Annotated in this window: 15 protein-coding genes; 3 read left to right on the top strand and 12 right to left on the bottom strand. The window is 75.0% G+C overall.

The window, feature by feature from the left end:
* The first annotated feature begins 297 nt into the window (after positions 1 to 297).
* The gene (locus tag ACQPYX_RS03830) at positions 298 to 891 is read left to right on the top strand and encodes a Clp protease N-terminal domain-containing protein (protein ID WP_433801602.1); all 594 of its coding nucleotides are present in this window, start codon (positions 298 to 300) and stop codon (positions 889 to 891) included.
* Positions 892 to 932: 41 nt separating this feature from the next.
* On the opposite strand, the gene ACQPYX_RS03825 is transcribed toward ACQPYX_RS03830, so the two are convergent.
* The 9 genes from ACQPYX_RS03825 to dacB all read right to left on the bottom strand — a co-directional run bounded on the left by ACQPYX_RS03825 (position 933) and on the right by dacB (position 10,407).
* On the bottom strand, positions 933 to 2,039 hold the full coding sequence (locus ACQPYX_RS03825) for a glycosyltransferase (RefSeq protein ID WP_433801601.1): 1,107 nt from the start codon (positions 2,037 to 2,039) through the stop codon (positions 933 to 935).
* Between the two features lies 1 nt (position 2,040).
* Positions 2,041 to 2,637 carry a hypothetical protein gene (locus tag ACQPYX_RS03820; RefSeq protein WP_433801600.1) on the bottom strand — a complete coding sequence of 199 codons (597 nt, stop codon included), beginning with the start codon at positions 2,635 to 2,637 and terminating at the stop codon, positions 2,041 to 2,043.
* A 12-nt stretch (positions 2,638 to 2,649) separates the two neighbouring features.
* A complete protein-coding gene (locus ACQPYX_RS03815; protein ID WP_433801599.1) occupies positions 2,650 to 3,870 on the bottom strand; it encodes an ABC transporter permease in 1,221 nt (406 codons plus the stop codon).
* Entirely contained in the window at positions 3,867 to 4,556 is a 690-nt protein-coding gene (locus tag ACQPYX_RS03810) for an ABC transporter ATP-binding protein (RefSeq protein ID WP_433803662.1), read from the bottom strand. The genes ACQPYX_RS03815 and ACQPYX_RS03810 overlap by 4 nt, the downstream gene beginning before the upstream one ends.
* Before the next feature lie 29 nt (positions 4,557 to 4,585).
* On the bottom strand, positions 4,586 to 6,271 hold the full coding sequence (locus ACQPYX_RS03805) for an efflux RND transporter periplasmic adaptor subunit (RefSeq protein ID WP_433801598.1): 1,686 nt from the start codon (positions 6,269 to 6,271) through the stop codon (positions 4,586 to 4,588).
* A gap of 93 nt (positions 6,272 to 6,364) precedes the next feature.
* Positions 6,365 to 6,919, bottom strand: a complete 555-nt coding sequence (gene hpt / locus ACQPYX_RS03800; protein WP_433801597.1) for a hypoxanthine phosphoribosyltransferase — start codon at positions 6,917 to 6,919, stop codon at positions 6,365 to 6,367.
* A 21-nt stretch (positions 6,920 to 6,940) separates the two neighbouring features.
* Positions 6,941 to 7,903 carry a tRNA lysidine(34) synthetase TilS gene (tilS, locus tag ACQPYX_RS03795; protein WP_433801596.1) on the bottom strand — a complete coding sequence of 321 codons (963 nt, stop codon included), beginning with the start codon at positions 7,901 to 7,903 and terminating at the stop codon, positions 6,941 to 6,943.
* Positions 7,903 to 8,970 (bottom strand): zinc-dependent metalloprotease, encoded by a 1,068-nt coding sequence (locus ACQPYX_RS03790; RefSeq protein ID WP_433801595.1) that lies wholly within the window; start codon positions 8,968 to 8,970, stop codon positions 7,903 to 7,905. Before ACQPYX_RS03790 ends, tilS begins: the two co-directional genes overlap by 1 nt.
* Before the next feature lie 36 nt (positions 8,971 to 9,006).
* Complete coding sequence (dacB, locus tag ACQPYX_RS03785; RefSeq protein WP_433801594.1) at positions 9,007 to 10,407, bottom strand: D-alanyl-D-alanine carboxypeptidase/D-alanyl-D-alanine endopeptidase; 1,401 nt, start codon at positions 10,405 to 10,407, stop codon at positions 9,007 to 9,009.
* A gap of 225 nt (positions 10,408 to 10,632) precedes the next feature.
* Here dacB and ACQPYX_RS03780 point away from each other — a divergent pair, with 225 nt between their 5' ends.
* Complete coding sequence (locus tag ACQPYX_RS03780; protein ID WP_230759313.1) at positions 10,633 to 11,124, top strand: inorganic diphosphatase; 492 nt, start codon at positions 10,633 to 10,635, stop codon at positions 11,122 to 11,124.
* 62 nt (positions 11,125 to 11,186) lie between these two features.
* Here ACQPYX_RS03780 and ACQPYX_RS03775 read toward each other — a convergent pair whose 3' ends face one another.
* The 3 genes from ACQPYX_RS03775 to ACQPYX_RS03765 all read right to left on the bottom strand — a co-directional run bounded on the left by ACQPYX_RS03775 (position 11,187) and on the right by ACQPYX_RS03765 (position 14,045).
* On the bottom strand, positions 11,187 to 11,342 hold the full coding sequence (locus tag ACQPYX_RS03775; RefSeq protein WP_433801593.1) for a hypothetical protein: 156 nt from the start codon (positions 11,340 to 11,342) through the stop codon (positions 11,187 to 11,189).
* Positions 11,343 to 11,438: 96 nt separating this feature from the next.
* Positions 11,439 to 13,061, bottom strand: coding sequence for a flavin-containing monooxygenase (locus tag ACQPYX_RS03770; protein ID WP_433801592.1), 1,623 nt, complete (start codon positions 13,059 to 13,061; stop codon positions 11,439 to 11,441).
* A 30-nt stretch (positions 13,062 to 13,091) separates the two neighbouring features.
* On the bottom strand, positions 13,092 to 14,045 hold the full coding sequence (locus ACQPYX_RS03765) for an alpha/beta hydrolase fold domain-containing protein (RefSeq protein WP_433801591.1): 954 nt from the start codon (positions 14,043 to 14,045) through the stop codon (positions 13,092 to 13,094).
* A 131-nt stretch (positions 14,046 to 14,176) separates the two neighbouring features.
* On the opposite strand from ACQPYX_RS03765, the gene ACQPYX_RS03760 reads away from it, so the two are divergent.
* Positions 14,177 to 15,907 carry a sigma-54-dependent Fis family transcriptional regulator gene (locus ACQPYX_RS03760; RefSeq protein ID WP_433801590.1) on the top strand — a complete coding sequence of 577 codons (1,731 nt, stop codon included), beginning with the start codon at positions 14,177 to 14,179 and terminating at the stop codon, positions 15,905 to 15,907.
* Positions 15,908 to 15,960: the final 53 nt, after the last annotated feature.

The following is a 15,960-nucleotide window of genomic DNA, read 5'->3' as shown; positions in this document are numbered from 1 at the left end:
CGGGCAGAGTAGCGGGTCCGGTGGCGCACTCCCGGTTCCCGACGACGCGTGGGGTCCGTCCGTCCGACCGCCGCCCCGACACGCCGCGCGACCACCGAAGACCGACCGATCGGGGGACGCCGACCGTCCGGGTGCGGACCGCCGAGGACGGGACCGGTCCGTCGTCCCCCACTCGTCTCCCGCGACCCGGCCGGGCAGCCCGGTCGGGCACGCCGCACCGTGACACTGGGTCGGAGGGCTCACCCACCCGGCCGAGCAGGGCTGGGCATTGGACCCGGAGGCTGCCACGCTGCGGACATGGCGCTCCCCACCGCCCAGCACCGGGTCCCCGACCCCGGCGCGACCCCCCGTCGTCAGGTCTCGGCCGAGGTCGCCCGGGTGCTGGACATCGCAGCTGGAGAGGCCGCCGAGCGCGGCCACCACTGGATCGGCACCGCACACCTGCTGCGGGCCCTCGTCCGGGCCGACGGCCCGGAGGCCGGACTGCTCGCCGCGGCCGGCGTGACCGACCGCGGCAGCGACACGGCCCTCACGCTCGCCGTGTGGTCCGCCGTCGGCGAACCCGACCCCTCCGGCCCGCCCGGGCCCCCGATCGCCAACGGCGCGGTCCGCGAGGTGCTCGCCGCCGCCCACGTGCGCGCGGCCGGGCTCGACCACGACGTCTCGGTGTCCGACCTGCTCACCGCGCTCCTGCGCCACGGCGGGGACCAGGCCGCGGACATGCTCGCGACGCTGGGCGCGGACGCCGACCGGCTGCTCGACGCCCTCGCCGGGCTCGACGCGCTCACCGGCCCCGTGCCGGCGGAGGTCGTCGCCCGGCGCCCGTCCCCGGTCCGCCGGATCGCCCCGCGCGACCCGGGCACGCTCCTGGGGTGGCGCTCCGCCTCCTAGGAGGAGGAGGTGGCCTTCGGCCAGGTGAGCAGAAAGGGTCGTTATAGCGACCTTTTCTGCTCACGAGCGCGAAGCGCACCCCGCACCAGGTCCGCCGCGGTGCGGGCGGGCGACCCGGCATCGTCGGGCACGCCCTCCCGCCACCCGGCCCAGGCGCGCCGGGCGGCCTCGAGCCCGGCCCGCACCCCGGCCTCGTCGGGACGGACCGTCCACACGCCGTCGGCGCCGGCGAGCGACGCCGCGACCCCGGCCACGTCCGACACGACGACCTGCAGGCCCGCGGTCCGCGCCTCGATCGCCGTGAAGCCGTAGACCTCCTCGGTCGAGGGGAGCACCAGGCTGTGGGTCTCGGCGAGCACCGCGGCGACCTGCTGCTCGTCGAGGAACCCGTGGAACGTCACGCGGTCCGCCACGCCCAGCGCCGCGGCGTGCGCCCGCAACCGGGCGGCCTCCGCGCCGTCGCCGACGACGTCGAGCCGCGGTGCGCCGTCCAGCGCCGCGAACGCGGTGAGCAGGACCTCGACGTTCTTGCGCGGGATCAGCTGCCCGACGACGACGAAGCGGTGCGGCCCGCCCGGGTCCCGACCCGCCCGCAGCTCCCGCGGACGGCGGGCGAACACCTCGTGGTCGACCGCGTTGACCGTCTCCACGATCCGCTCCGGGGCCACCCCGTCGGCCAGCACCGCGTCCCGTGCGGCCGGGCCGGGCACGACGACCGCGCCCGCCCCGGCGAGGAACCAGCGCCGCACCCGGTCGACCGGTCCCGCCGCGACGCGTCGACTGTCGAGCGTGCTCTCGGAGAACACCACGTAGGGCACCCCGCGGCGGCGCGCGGCGAGCGCCACCGTGACCGACGCGAGCTGTGCCCAGGTCAGCATCACGACGACGTCGGTGTCGAGCACGCGGCGCAGCGCCCCGGGCCGGAGCACGGCCTGGTAGGAGTCCAGGGCCCGCAGCGGGCCGACCCGCGGCAACCGCCACGCCCGGAGGACCTCGGCCGCGTAGCCGGGGTGCGGCCGGAAGGCCATCCGGCGCTCGGGCTCGTCGTCGAACAGGAAGACCGCGCGGAACGTGCTCCGCCGCGCCAGCTCGCAGAGCACCGGCTCGCGGTAGGGGGCCTGGACGTCGTCGAACCAGACGAGGCGCACCTCAGCGTCCCGGCAGGTCGACCCGGGTGGCGATGATCTGACCGCGCTGGTCGCGCTCGCCGGTGATCGTGACCTGCTGGCCGGTGCTCACCGCGGCGACCCCGTTGGTCACCGGAGTGGCCACGACCGTGCCCGGCGTGGTCTGCAGCGGGGTCAGCGTGCCGTCGGCGGCGCGGATGGTGAGCACCGGGAAGCCGCTCGGGGTGACGTCCACCGACTCCACGGTGCCGAGCACGGGCGGGACCGAGCCCGGGCCGGTGGCGGGCGCGGTGGCCCGGCCGACGAACAGGCCGATCGCGAGGACGACGATCGCGCCGAGCACGAGCAGCAGGATGCGGGTCGAGCGGGCCATCCCGGGCCGCGACAGGCGGTCCCGCAGGGGCACGTCGTCGACCGGGCGGTCGAGGACGCCGACCCGGGTGGGCTGCTCGGCCTCCCAGCCCGCGGCCGGACCGCCGTCCCGGGGGCCCGCCTCCGCGCCGAAGTGCGGCTGCGGGCTGGGCGACATGATCGGCCCGGTCTCCCCCGGGTCCCGGGCGTCACCGCTCGCGCGGGTCTCGGGCTCCGGCGCCGCGCCGGACTCCTTCGGCTCTGTCATGACGACACTCCTCTACTCACGGCGCAGGGCCTCGATCGGGCGCAGGCGCGCCGCGCGGCGGGCCGGGTAGCCGCCGAAGAACACCCCGATGGCGATCGACACCCCGACCGCGAGCACCACGGCCGAGGGCACGACGACGGGCCGGAAGTCTCCCAGCGGGATCAGGGTGCCCGCCGTCCCCACCGCGACGCCGATGAGACCACCGAGCACCGACAGGATCACCGACTCCACCAGGAACTGGCCCAGGATGGCCGACGGCGGGGCGCCGAGGGCCTTGCGGATGCCGATCTCGCGGGTCCGCTCGGTGACCGACACCAGCATGATGTTGGTGATCCCGATCCCGCCGACCACGAGCGAGATCGCGGCGATCGCCGCCAGCAGCAGGGAGAACGCCGACAGCGTCTGGTCCAGCACCTGGGCGAGCTGGCGGGAGCTGATCACCTGGTAGTCGCGGTCGTCGGGGGTGGCGATCCCGTGCCGGCGGTCGAGGATCGAGTTGATCTCCGACTCGGCGGCGGCCTGCGCGTCGGTGGAGCGCGCGCCGACGACGATCTGCGACAGGTTCCCGTAGCCGGTGAGCGAGCTCTGCACCGCCGTCAGCGGGGCGAGCACGTTCTGGTCGGGGTTCGCGAGCCCGCCGCCCTGCCCGCGGGCCTCCAGCACGCCGATGACCTGGAACGGCACGTTGTCGAGCAGGATCTCCTGGCCGAGCGGGGTCGAGTTCACCCCGAACACGTCGTCGGCCACGGTCCGCCCGATGAGCGCGACCTTGCGCGCGGCGTCGAGGTCGGCGGCGTCGTAGGCGCGCCCCGCCGCGATCTTGGTGTTGGAGCCGGGGAAGTAGTCCGGCGTCGACCCGACCACCGTCGCCGTCGTCGAGCTGCGTCCCGACGCGGCGTCGACCGAGGTCTGCACCACCGGCGCCACGTAGGCGACGTCCGGGGCGCCCTGCGGGTCGGCGATCGCGGCCGCGTCCTCGGCGGTGAGCGGCCGCGCCGACGCCCCGGACGTGGACCCGGCGGACCCGCCGGCCGCCCGCGGGATGATCGTGATGCTGTTCGCGCCGAGCCCGGTGATCTGGCCCTGGATGTACTGCGCGGCCCCGTTGCCCAGCGCGGTCAGCAGGATCACCGCGGCGATGCCGATGATGATGCCGAGCATCGTCAGCAGGGACCGCAGCCGGTTCGCGAGCAGCCCGGCGACCGCGAAGCGGACGACCTCGACGACGTTCACCGGCTCACCCGCCCCACGGCCTCCTCGCGGGCGGCCGGGGTCGCCTCGCGCAGTACCCCGTCGGTGACGACGACGATGCGGTCGGCCCGCGCCGCGACCTCGTCGTCGTGGGTGATCAGCACGATCGTCCGGCCGGCGCGGTGCAGCGAGTCGAAGAGCCCGAGGACGTCGGCCGTGCTGGCCGAGTCGAGGTTGCCGGTGGGCTCGTCGGCGAGCAGCAGGGCCGGGGTGGTGACGAGGGCCCGGGCCACCGCGACGCGCTGCTGCTGGCCGCCGGAGAGCTCGTTGGGCCGGTGGTCCTCCCGCTGCCCGAGCCCGACGAGGTCCAGCGCGGCGCGCGCCCGCTCGCGCCGGACCCGGCGGTTGACCCCGGCGTAGACCAGCGGCAGCTCGACGTTGGCGAGCGCGGTCGTGCGCGGGATGAGGTTGAACGACTGGAAGATGAAGCCGATCTGCCGGTTGCGCAGGATCGACTGCTGGCGCTCGTCGAGGTCGGCGACGTCGAGTCCCTCGAGCAGGTAGTGCCCCGAGGTCGGGGCGTCGAGGCAGCCGAGGATGTTCAGCAGCGTCGACTTGCCCGAGCCGGACTGGCCGATCACCGCGACGTACTCGCCGCGCTGCACGACGAGGTCGACGTCGCGCAGCGCGTGCACGGCGGTCTCGCCCTCGCCGTAGACCTTCGACATGGCCCGCACGTCGAGCACGGGCACGTCGGTCACCGGCCGCCGCCCTGGCTCCCGCCCTGAGAGCCGTTGCCCTCGGTACGCGGCGGGCCGCCCTGGCCGAAGACGTTCGGCGTGTTCGGGTCGGGCAGCACCACCAGCTCGCCCATCGACAGGCCCGAGGTCACCTGTGTGACGGTGTCCGAGGAGAGCCCGATCCCGATCTGACGCTGCTGCGTCGTCCCGTCCGCGGCGAGGACGTTCACGGTCGCCGCGCCGGAGTTCGGCCCGCCGAGCGGCGTCACCGCCACCGACGGCAGGAACGTCACGTTGTTCGCCTGCCGGACGGTGATCGCCACGCTCGCCGACATCCCCGGACGCAGGCCCAGCGGCGGCGGGGTCATCGCCACGGCCGTGCCGTACTGCACCGTCGAGCCGGAGCCCGGCAGGACGTTGACCGTCGAGACCGTGCCCGGGATCTTGTCACCCGGCAGCGCGTTCACCGACACCGTGACCGGCTGGCCGCCGAGGACGCGCCCGACGTCGAGCTCGGGGATCTGGGCGAGGATCTGCATCGAGGCGAGGTCCGCGATCGTCATGACGGCGGGTGCGGCCGGCGCGGCGGTCACGCCCGTACCTCCGGTGGCGCCACCGCCCGAGGCCGCGGCCCCGGCGGCGGCCGCGCCGGACGCCGCACCCGACGACGCGGACTGCCCGGACCCGGCGCCGCTGGAGATCGCCGACCCGTCGGGCAGGCGCCCGCCCGCGGGGTTCCCGGTCGCGGTCGAGCTCACGACGATGCCCTGCGGCCCGGCGAGCTGCCCCGCCACGCCGTCCAGGCTCACGACGGTGCCGTCCTGCGGGGCGACGAGGTCGAGGTTCTCGGTGGACTGGAACGCCTGGATGCGGTTGGCCTTGGCGGTCGCCAGGGCCTGCTCGGCCTGCCGGACGGCGAGCTCGCCCGGGTCCTCGGAGGTCTGGGCGGTGGCCCCGCCGGTCTGGCCCGACGTCGAGGCGGTGGAGCCGCCGGTCGAGCCTCCCGTCGAGCCACCGCCACCCTGGGTCTGGGCCGGGAACGCCTCGATGCCCTGCGAGGAGCCGGAGAAGTTCATGCCCCCGCTCAGGATGCCGCCCTGGCGCTCCGCCGGAGCCGGCACCGGCGCGGGCGGCGCCGGCTGGCCCTGGCCGCCGGTCGGAGACCCGGAGCGCAAACCGGTGCCGCCGGTCCCGGTCGTGGTCGATGTGGTGTTCCCGCCCGTAGCGGTGCTCGCGCCGTTCGGCGTTCCGGTCGAAGGCTGGCCGCCCCCGGCCGTCGTTGACGTGTTCGGCTGCTGCTGCGTCGACTGCGGGTGGTCCTTGGCGTACCGGGCGTCGTCGAGCTGCTGCTCGGCCGTGGCCACCTGCGCGTCCGCGGCGTCCAGGTTGGCCTGCGCGTACTCGCCGTCGAGCACGGCGACGGTCTGTCCCTTGGTGACCCGGTCGCCCAGGCGCACCCGGACGTCCGCGATCTTGCCGCTGGTGGAGAAGTTGAGGGTCGCGCTGGTGGCGCTCGTGACGGTCCCGGAGGCGGTCACGGTCTCCGCGACCGTGCCCCGCCCCAGCGGCGTCGTGCGCAGCGACGTGTCCTCGCTCGACGAGGTCCGGGTCAGCCCGTAGACCGTCCCGCCGGCGGCGAGGAGGACGGCCAGCACGACCAGGCCGTTCACGATCCAGAGTCGCCGGGACCCTCCAGCCGCCATGCGGCGCAGACTAGGGGGACCCGCACCGTGCGTTGCGCCCGGGGGGTGACGATCCGGCAGCGCACTCCCGGCTGTGTGACGCGAGCGTGACGCTCAGGCGTACACCGAGGGGTCGAGGGTGCCGATGTAGGGGAGGTCCCGGTACCGCTCGGCGTAGTCGAGGCCGAACCCGACCACGAATTCGTTCGGGATGTCGAACCCGACATAGCTGACGTCCACGTCGAGCTTCGCGGCCTCGGGCTTGCGCAGCAGCGTCACCACGTGCAGCGAGGCCGGGCCCCGGGACTCGAGGTTCTTGCGCAGCCAGGACAGCGTCAGGCCGGAGTCGATGATGTCCTCGACGATCAGGACGTGGCGCCCGGAGATGTCCCGGTCGAGGTCCTTGAGGATGCGCACGACGCCCGACGACGACGTCGCCGATCCGTACGAGCTGATCGCCATGAACTCCAGCTGCGTCGGCACCGGGAGCCGGCGGGCGAGGTCGGTCATGAACATGACCGCGCCCTTGAGCACGCCGACCAGCAGCAGATCCGGCTCCCCCGGACCGGGCGAGCCGTAGTCGGCGGCGATCCGGTCCGCGAGTTCCCCGATCTTGTCCTGGATCTCCTCGGAGCTGATCAGCACGGACGCGATGTCGCCGTCGTACACCTCGAGCAGACCCCTTCGTCGCTACGTCCCCGGCCGCGCCGAGCGCACGATCAGCCTGCCACGCGTGCGGATCACCTCCAAGCCGCCGGGGAGTGACGGCGGCCCCTGTCCGCGCCAGCGGGCGATCAACCCGTCGACCGCCCGCAGCTGCGCCTCGTCCCAGCCCCGCGCCCCCTGTGCGGTCAGCCATGCCCGCAGCACCCGCCGCCGCACCGCCGCGGGTTCCTTCCCGACGACGGGTGTGGCCAGGCCGCCGTCGTCGTCCTCCGCGGCGCGGCGGACGTCCTCGGCGAGTGCGGTCAGCGCCGCGTCGTCGTCGGCGAGCTGGGCGGCCGTGCGGGCGAGCGCCGGCGCGACCCCGCCCGCGAGGACCTCCTCGAGCAGCGGCAGCACCTCGTGGCGCAGTCGGACGCGGGTGTAGTGCGGGTCGTCGTTGTGCGGGTCCTCCCAGGGCTCCAGGCCCGCCTCGGCACACGCCTGCCGGGTCGTCGTCCGCCGCACGCCGAGCAGCGGCCGGCACCACGGCGGGTCCCAGGTCCGCATCCCCGCCAGCGACCGCGCCCCCGAGCCCCGCCCCAGCCCGAGCAGCACGGTCTCGGCCTGGTCGTCGAGGGTGTGGCCCAGCAGCACGGGCGCTCCCCCGAGCCCGTCGGACGCCTCCCGCAGGGCGGCGTACCGCGCGCGGCGCGCCTCCCCCTCGGGTCCGTCCGGGCCGTTCCCGACGACGACCGCGCGGACGACCGCCGCCGCCCCCAGTCCCTCGAGCTGCGCGCGGGCGCGCTCGGCGACCTCACCGGACCCGTCCTGGAGCCCGTGGTCCACGACCACCGCGTGCACCTCGGCGCACACGGCCACCGCCGCCGCGGCGAGCGCGAGCGAGTCGGCCCCGCCGGAGCAGGCGACGAGAACCGGCACCGACCCGACGTCCGGAACACCCTGCCGCAGCGCCCGCCGGACATCGGCGACGGCCGGAGGGACCTTCATCAGCCGTGGACGCGGTCCATCCAGGCCGTCGGGTCGGTGATCTCCGAACGGCGGGGCAGCGTGTCGGGCGAGGTCCAGACGGCGTTGAAGCCCTCCATGCCGATCGTGCCGACGACCTCGTCGACGAAGACGCGGCCCTGCTCGTACTGCTTGACCTTGGCCTGCACGCCGAGCAGCACCCGCAGCAGCCGGTCGATCGGGCCACCGCCGCGGCGGCGCGCGGAGAAGCGCCCGCGGATCGTCGCGACCGAGGGGATGACGGCGGGCCCGACCTCGTCCATGACGTGCTCGGCGTGGCCCTCGAGCAGCGTGGTCAGGGCGAGCAGCCGGTCGAGGATCGCGCCCTGCTCGGGGCCCTGGAGCAGTTCGAGCATCGACAGGTCGCTGCGGGAGCGGATGGCGCGGGTGATCTCGGGCAGCCGGTCGAGCGCCGCGGTCACCCCGCTCTCCATGCCGGAGGCGAAGGCGGTGACCTCGTCGCGGAAGTGGTCGCGCAGCCAGGGGACGGCGGTGAACTGCAGCCGGTGGGTGGCCTCGTGCACGCACACCCACAGCGCGAAGTCCTCGGCGTCGACCTCCAGCGCCTGGCGCGCTGCGGTGACGTTGGGGGCGACCAGCAGCAGGTGGCCGGCGTTCTGCGGGCCGGCGAACGGGTCGTACTGGCCGAGCACCTTGGTCGACAGGAAGGCGAGCAGGCCGCCCATCTGGGCGCCCGCGACGGTGGAGGTGACGCCCGCCGCAGCCCGGGAGATCAGGCTCGGCGACGTCCGGGCGGCCGTGGGCAGCCGGACCTCCGAGGTGAGCGTGCGGATGCCCTCGACGCCCGAGGCGATCCAGCCGGGCCGGTCGACGACCGCGGCGTCGGGGATGTCGTGCCCCGCGCCGAGCCCGGTCAGCTCGCGGACGTGTCCCTCGCCGACCCGCGCTCCGGTGGCGAGACGCGCGACCTCGGCGGCCGCCTCCTCCCGGTCGACGGCGGGGCCGGGCGGGACGAGGCGCGAGCCGGTGGCGACGGCGAGGTCCCAGCGCACGGGCAGTCCGGTCGCGGGGCTCTCGGTGAGGGTCACGGGCTCCACCGTACGGATGCTCTCCCGGCCCGCCCCCTAGCGGCAGCCGCAGCCCCGCAACGCCGTCGCGAGCGCGTCGAGCCGGGGGCGGGCGCCGACCGGGTCGGGCCCGTTGGACATGAAGGCGAAGACGAGCAGGCGGCCGTCGGTGTCCGGGACGACCCCGGCGAGCGCGTTGGTGCCGGTCAGGGTGCCGGTCTTGGCGCGGACCCAGCCGCGGCCGTCGGCGTTCGTGGAGCCGGCGGTGAAGCGGTCGACCAGCGTGCCGGTGCCCGCCGCGACCGGCAGGCCGTCGAGCAGGGGCCGCAGGGTCGCCGTGCGCGGGTCGGCCGTGGTGGGCGCGGCGGCGGGCGTCAGGACGCCGGCGAGCACGGAGGCCGGGATGCGGTTCTCGGTGGAGAGCCCGGAGGCGTCGGAGGTGGTCACGCCCGTGGTCGCGAGGCCGTTCGCGTCGAGCACCCTCCGGATCGCCGTGGTCGCGCCCTCGAAGGACGCGGGCGCGCCCTCCCGGATCGCCACCTCCCGGCCGAGGGCCTCGGCGAGCAGGTTGTCCGAGTTGGTCATCGCGGTGTGCACCAGCTCGGTGAGCGGCGGCGACTCCACCCGACCGAGCACCGGCGCCCCGGCAGGTGCCGTGCCGTCGCGCACCGTGACCCCGCCGCCGAGGCGTTCGCCGAGCGCGGTGCCGGCGTACTGCGCGGGCGTGGCGGTCCGGGCGCCGTCGAGCGCGGTCGGGTCGAGCCGGCCGCCGTCGAGCATCAGCGGCACCATCGGGGCGAGGTTGCCGCCCGCGATGTCGATCGGGTCCCAGCCGGGGGCGAGCAGCGGTCCGCTGTAGCGCGACGTGTCGACGTAGACCGTCCGCAGCGGCTGTCCGCCGCGCGCTGCCCGGACCTGGGCGACGAGGTCGTCGAGGTGCGCGGCGCCGGGGTAGACCGACTCGCGTCCGTCGGGCAGCGAGGAGAGCGAGACGTCCCCACCGCCGACCAGCACCACCGAGTCGGGCGTCGGGCCCGCCGTCACCGTGGTCGCGAGCCGCGTCTCCGGGTCGAGCGAGAGCAGGGCGGCCGCGGCCGTCAGGATCTTCGTGGACGACGCCGGGACCTGCGGCTCGCCGGGGTTGCGGCTCCACAGCGGCGTCTGCGGCGACGCCGGGTCGACCACCACCCCGGTCAGGTCACCCAGGCCGGCGGTCCGGCCGTCGAGGGCGGCGGCCACCCCCTGCGGCGTGGGGGTCGGCGCGGAGGTCGGCAGGGCGTCGAGCTGCGGCCGGAAGGCGACCGGGGCCGGCGGGTCGACCGACGCGGAGACCGGCAGGCCCAGGGACCGCGCGAGGCCGGGCGCGGTGAGCACCGCGGCCGTGCCCAGACCACCGAGCAGCGCCAGGACCACCAGGACGACGAGCGCGCGGGTGAGGAGGCGGCGCGACCGCGGCACCTCCGCGCGGTGGCTCGTGGGTCGCTCGTCCGCCCGTCCCTCGGAGCGGTGATCGACCTCGCTCGCCGTCAGGACCGCCTCCCCCGTCGCCGATCGGTGCGACCTGGCCCACGCCCGTCCGTGGTCACGTCCCGGTACCGGTACGACACACTAGAGGCGACCGACGACGGCACCACCGACCCCGGTCGGGTGACGGGCCCCAGACGACCGCAGTGAGGACGCGCCGTGGAGTTCGACGTTCTGATCGAGATTCCCAAGGGGAACCGGAACAAGTACGAGATGGACCACGAGTCCGGGCGGATGCGTCTCGACCGAACCCTGTTCACGGCGACCCAGTACCCCGCGGACTACGGGTACGTGGAGAACACGCTCGGCCTCGACGGGGACCCGCTCGACGCCCTGGTCCTGGTCCAGGAGCCGACGTTCCCGGGCTGCCTGATCCTCGCCCGCACCATCGGCATGTTCCGCATGACCGACGAGAAGGGCGGCGACGACAAGCTGCTCTGCGTCCCCGCGGGCGACCCGCGCCAGGAGCACCTGCGCGACATCCACCACCTCTCCGAGTACGACCGCCTCGAGATCCAGCACTTCTTCGAGGTCTACAAGGACCTCGAGCCCGGCAAGAGCGTCGAGGGCGCCTCCTGGGTCGGCCGCGCCGACGCCGAGCAGGAGATCCGCGACTCCTACAAGCGGGCCGAGGAGCAGGGCGCCCACTAGCCCTTCCCGACGACGGACCGAGAGCCCCGACCCGGCGGGTCGGGGCTCTCGTCGTCGGCGCCTCAGTGCACGCCGCGGCCGACCTCCCGGGGGCCGTCCTTCCGGTCGAGCCCGTTCTCCACCGCGCCCCAGGCGAGGATCGCGGCGACCGGGGCGATGATGAGTGTGGTGGCCCGGAGGACGGGGCCGATCGCTCGCAGGGCCAGACCGAGAACCATGGGGACGCTCCTCCGTGTCGCGGGATCGCCGAGATAATGCCCGCGGCACCGGACGACGAACCACCGCCTGAACTCGGGGTGGCGCCCGCAGCGCGCTCAGGCGGAGACCGGTTCGCGAGCCGGGGTGAGGGTGAACCCCGGGTATCCCTGCTCCGCCTCGGCCGCCAGCTGCTCGCGGTAGGCCCCGATGCCCGCCATGTAGAACATGACGGCGTTCTTCTTGCCCGGGATGTTCGCTCCGAAGATCCACGAGTCGGCCTGCGGGAACAGCGTCGCGTCGGCGATCTCCCGGCAGGTCTCGGTCCAGCGCTCCTCGGCCGCCACGGTCGGCTCCACGGTCCGCAGACCCCGGTCCTCGGCGAACCGGATCAGCTCGCCGATCCACTCGACCTGCGACTCGATGCTCGGCGGCAGGTTGGTGAACGGGCCGTTCGGGCCGAGGATCATGAACATGTTCGGGAACCCGGCCTTCGACAGGCCCAGGTAGCTGGTCGGCCCGTCGTTCCAGTGCTCGTCGACGTGCCGGCCGCCGCGACCGCGGAGGTCCATCGCGCGGTAGTTGCCGTCGACGGCGTCGAAGCCGGTGGCGAACACCAGGACGTCCAGTTCGTGCTCGACCCCGTCGTCGGTGACCACCCCGCGCTCGGTGATCTCCCGGATCGGGTTCTCCCGGAGGTCCACGAGCTCGACGTTGTCCTGGTTGTAGGTCTCGTAGTAGCCCTCGTTGCACAGCGGGCGCTTGGCGTAGACGTCGGTCGGGGTCAGCTTCCGGGCGGTCTCCGGGTCGTCGACGATCTCGGCGATCTTCTCCCGGATGAAGGCGGCCGCCGCGGCGTTGGCGTCGGGGTTCGTCGCGATGTCGGAGAACGTGCCGAACATGAACCGGAAGCCGTTGCCCTTGTCCCAGTTCTCCTGGAACACCCGGTGGCGCTCCTCCGCCGACACGCTCATCGCCTCGACGGTGCTCTCCTCGAAGCCGAACGCCACCACGGAGTTGCGGACCTGCTCCCAGATCGGGCCGAAGTTCTCCTTCGTCCGCGCCACCTCGTCCCGGTCCACCGGCCCGTTGCCCGACGGCACGGAGTACTGCGGCGAGCGCTGGAAGACGGTGAGGTGCCCGGCCGTGCGCCCGGCCGCGACGATGAACTGGGTGCCGGTCGACCCGGTGCCGATGACCCCGACCCGCTGCCCGGTGATGGTTAGGTCGTCGGGCCAGGCGTTCGTGTGCACGAGGCGCCCGGCGAAGCGGTCGCGGCCGGGGATGTCGGGCATGTTGGTGCGCGCGAGCAGGCCCAGGGCGTTGACGACGTAGCGGCAGGTGGTCGAGGCGCCGTCGGCGGTCCCGACCGTCCAGAGGTCGGTGTCCTCGTCGAACCGGGCCGCCGTGACCTCCGTGCCGAGCCGGATGTCGCGGGCCAGGTCGAAGCGCTCGACGACGTGCTCGAGGTAGGCCAGGACGTCGGGCTGGTCGAGGTAGCGGGTGCTCCAGTCCCACTCCTGCAGCAGGTCCTCGTCGAAGGAGTAGCGGTAGACGAAGCCCTCGGTGTCGGACTTCGCGCCGGGGTAGCGGTTGAAGTACCAGGTCCCGCCGACGCCGTTGCCCTTCTCGAAGGCGCGCACGGTCAGGCCGAGGCGGTCGCGCAGGGTGTGCAGCATGTAGATGCCGCCGAAGCCGGCGCCGATCACGACGGCGTCGACGTCCGGGGTGGTGGTGCTCATGGTCGTCTCCTCGTGGGTGTCGGAACGGGGTCAGCGCCGGTGCCAGGCGGCGATCGCGGCGATCTCGTCGTCGGCCTCGGGGGCGTGGCCGGCCGAGAACGGGAAGACGTGCTGCAGCCCGTCGGCGACGGACAGGGTCACGTCCACCCCGGCGGCCTCGGCCCGGGCCGCGAGCCGCCGGGCGTCGTCGAGCAGGCACTCCCCGCCGCCCGCGTTCACCCAGAGCGGGGGCAGGCCGGTGAGGTCGGCGTGCAGCGGGTTGGCCAGCGGGGTCCGCGGGTCGATCGCGCCGCCCGCGAGGACGCCGGCGATCATGCCCTCGAGCAGCGGGACGGTGACGAGGGCGTCGGTCGCCGCGTTCGTCTCGAGCGTCCCGCCCCGGTTCTCCATGTCCAGCCACGGCGAGAACGCGATGACGCGACCGGGCAGCGGGTGCCCCCGCTCGCGCAGTGCGAGCGGGATCGCGACGGCGAGGTTGCCGCCCGCCGAGTCGCCGATCGTCGTGATGTCGGTGGGTGCGACACCGCGGGCGGTCAGCCCGAGGAGGGCGGCGACCCCGTCCTCCACCTGGGCGGGGTGCGGGTGCTCGGGCGCGCGGCGGTAGTCGAGCACGAAGGCGGTGACCCCGAGGGCCTTCGCGACGTGGCCCGCGAGCTTGCGGTGGCTCGCGGCGGAGCCGACCGCGAACCCGCCGCCGTGGGTGTAGAGCAGCACCCGGGTGGCGTCGGCCCCGAGGGGCAGCGTCCAGATCCCGGGGATCCCGCCGACGGTGTCCTCGCGGTAGGTCACGTCCTCCGGCTCCCGCGTGGCCTGGTGCCATTCGTCGAAGATCGCGCGGAAGAGCCGGGTCGTGAGGTCGGGCGTCGTCGCGATGATCCCGGACCAGTCGGCGTAGAGGGCGCGGAGCGCCTCGGCCCCGGGCGAGGTCTCCGGTGAGATGTCGGGCGAGCTCTCCGGCGGGCGGGTCGACGGCGTCGTCGTCATCGGTGTCCTCCGTGCGGTCGGTGCTGGTGTGACCTGGACCTCACGGTGGCGCAGGAGGCACCATCGACGGGTGTTCCATCCTGGAACGCCTCGCGTGTGACCCACGGCGCGACGCTGAGCAGGTGATCGTCATGGCCCACGACCGGAGCCGGGTCCCCGTCCTCTCGCCCCGGCAGCGGGAGCGGGTCCGCCGCAGCCGGGAGTCGCTGACGCACGGCGGGCTGTTGGAGGTGCCGCCGGGCTCGACCGGCGTCCCCGAGGTGATCGAGGCGAGCTGGCGGCGCTGCGTCGGCGAGCAGGTCCCGGTGGCGCCGGCGCGGATCGACTACCGCGAGCCCGACGACGAGCCGTCCCCGTTGCGCCGTGCGGCGCAGCCGGTGCTCGACCGGCTCCGCTGGAGCCTCGCCGACGTCCCGGTCGCGATGGTGCTGTCCGACGCCACCGGCCGGATCGTGGCTCGGCACGTCGAGGTCCGCCGCCAGCGCCGCCTGATGGACCGCGCGCACGCCGCGGAGGGCTTCGACTTCTCCGAGCCCTCCATCGGCACCAACGGGCTGGGCACCGTGATCGTCGAACGACGCCCGGTCCTGGTCCGGGGGCCCGAGCACTACAACGCCGAGCTGGAGGGGCTCACCTGCGCCGGGGCACCGGTGGTCGAGCCCTACACCGGCCGACTGCTCGGCTGCTTCTCGCTCGCGTGCGCCACGCGGGACGTGCACCCGCTGATGACGGCGATGACCGGCGACGTCGCGCACCAGATCCGGGCCGCGCTGCTCGACCAGCTCGGAGACCGCCGGCGGCAGCTCCTCGAGGCCTACCTCGCCGTCGACCGCGCCGGGAGCGCCTCCCTGGTCGTCGACCAGGAGACGGTCCTGGCCAACCGGGCCGGGTCGGCGCACGTCGGCCCGGACCTCCACGCCGTCCTGTGGGCACACCTCCGGGAACACGGCCGCTCCGGCCGGATGGCGGTCCCGCTCTCCGACGGCCTGCACGACGCCCTCGTGGAGCCGATCCGCGACGGCGGCCGCCCCGCCTTCGGGCTGCACCTGCTCGACCGCCCCGACACCGGCGCCCGCTGTCGGCCGCAGCCCGCGCCCGTCGTCGGGACGCCCCTGCACCACGACCCCCGGGTGGCGGCCCAGCTCGCGGAGGCCCTCGCGCTCGGCGGCCCCGTGGCGCTGCTCGGCGCGGGCGGCACCGGGAAGCTGCGGGTCGCGCTCGCGCTGCTGCGCCGGCGGGAGGTCGACACCTTCGTCGTCGAGCCGGCGCTGGACCCCGACTGGTTCCCGGCCGCCCGCGCGGCGGCCGCGACCGGACGCGGGGTCGTCGTGCGGCGGGCGCACGAGAGCCCGCACCCGACGACGGGTCGGCTGCAGGCCCTCGCCGCGACGGCTCCGCTGGTCCTCACCGCCGACCTCGACGGCGCGGACGACGCGATCACGGGGACGGTCCGACGGCTCGCGACCACGGTCCGGCTCCCGACGCTCGCCCGCAGCCGCGACCACCTCCCCGCCCTCGTCCGGGCGGTGCTCGGCGAGCTCGACGGGCCCGCCGCCGGGACGGCCTTCTCGCCCGACGCGTGGGAGCGCCTGCGCGCCTGGCACTGGCCCGGCAACCTCGCCGAGCTGCACACCGTCGTCGCCGGCCTCGCCCGCCGGGCCGCGGGAGGCACCGTCACCGCCGACGACCTGCCCGACGAGCTGCGCGGGACGCGAGGGGCGACGGGCCTCCTGCAGTCCGCCGAACGGGACGCCGTGGCCGAGGCGCTGCGGGCCGCGGACGGGAACCGGGCTGCGGCCGCCCGGGCGCTGGGGATCGGCCGGAACACCCTCTACCGCAAGATCCGGGAGTTCGGGCTCTGACGGCGAACCCGAACGGTCGTGGCACGGACCCTCGGCCCGAGTACGGTCGGGGC

This window comes from Actinomycetospora sp. CA-084318 (assembly GCF_050955885.1).
In the GTDB taxonomy this organism is placed as follows: domain Bacteria; phylum Actinomycetota; class Actinomycetes; order Mycobacteriales; family Pseudonocardiaceae; genus Actinomycetospora.
The sequence above is the reverse complement of the archived record's forward strand: the minus strand, read 5'-3'. Positions and strand labels throughout refer to the sequence as shown.